This is a genomic window from Phaeobacter sp. B1627 (assembly GCF_006265095.1).
Taxonomy (GTDB): domain Bacteria; phylum Pseudomonadota; class Alphaproteobacteria; order Rhodobacterales; family Rhodobacteraceae; genus Epibacterium.
This window is the reverse complement of record NZ_VCNK01000015.1, coordinates 1-1,129: the sequence shown is the minus strand read 5'-3', so window position 1 is coordinate 1,129 and position 1,129 is coordinate 1. Positions and strand designations below refer to the sequence as shown.

At 54.6% G+C, this 1,129-nt stretch carries 1 protein-coding gene and 1 pseudogene; both read left to right on the top strand.

All coding sequences use genetic code 11. The annotated features are described in order from the left end of the window. Positions 1-419 precede the first annotated feature (419 nt). On the top strand, positions 420-701 hold the full coding sequence (locus tag FGE21_RS20615) for a helix-turn-helix domain-containing protein (protein WP_139662975.1): 282 nt from the start codon (positions 420-422) through the stop codon (positions 699-701). Further along, positions 584-1,129, top strand: a pseudogene (locus tag FGE21_RS20360) (site-specific integrase); the annotation flags it as partial. The gene FGE21_RS20615 and the pseudogene FGE21_RS20360, both read left to right, overlap by 118 nt.

Sequence of the window (1,129 nt, the reverse complement as noted above, 5' to 3'; positions counted from 1 at the left end):
TCAATGGGTCCTGAGCCTAAGAAAGCGCGGGTTTGCCATTTTAAGTTTGGCAAACCCGCATCAATTGCGGTGCGATTGGCAGCGGTTTGCACAATTGTTTTTGGCAAAACCCACCAACCGCTCAATCCATTGAACTTTTGACATACGGAGAACTCTTCGTTGGAAAAACTATGTCCGATCAGAGCGTTAAAGATCTGACGGATTTGCCGCCCCTTGTGAGCCCAAGACGACCCGCCAGAGGGAGGTTTTCCACATAAATGCGACCTCACGACGCCGTCGAGGCATATCATCCCGTAGAGTTGCCACCTCTCCGCCGAGTATCCTGTTCTCATCTACCAACCGGCGTTCAACGCCAGGCAGAAGACAGGAGACCTCGGCCCATGGCACGAGCCCCAGAAAGGCATGCGGAAGCGACTTAGATGGAACACGTCAAACCATATACAGCAGATCAATTGGCGAAACGTTGGAATTGTTCATCCGAAACTGTCCGCCAGATGGTCAAGCGCGGCGAACTACGCGGTTTTCGTGTTGGCCGCATGATCCGCATCCCACAAACAGCAGTAGAGGAATTCGAATGTCAGACATCAGTATCGGAAGATTGCGCGGCGGCCTATGCGTCTACTGGACTGGGCCAGATGGAAAGCGCGTACGCCGTAAGCTTGCGGCAAGTACCCGAAAGGCGGCGGAAGCGGAAGCCTTAGACATATTTCGGGCGGCAACCTTCGCCGACCGTCCCAAAGATCCTACCATCCAGCAGATTTGGGAGGCCTATCGGGGAGACTTGGAAGGGAAGCCCACCGCCGAGACAATGAAGTGGACCGGTAAAGCTATCCTAGCTCACTTTGGGCACTTGCGTCCGCAGGATGTAATCAAAAAGACCTGTTTGGACTATGAGGCAGCACGACTGGCAGCTGGTAGGTCACAAGGCACCATCCATACAGAGCTAGGGCACCTACGCTCCGCGCTCAGGTTTGCCTGCGACACTAGGATGATCGAAAGCGCGCCAAAGATTTGGCGCCCAGTAAAGCCGGTGAAAGACAAACGAATTCTGTCCATGCGTGAAGCCCGCGCGTTAATCGACGGCGCATTCGAACCCCACATCCGCCTCGCTTTGATCCTGCTCCTGGGT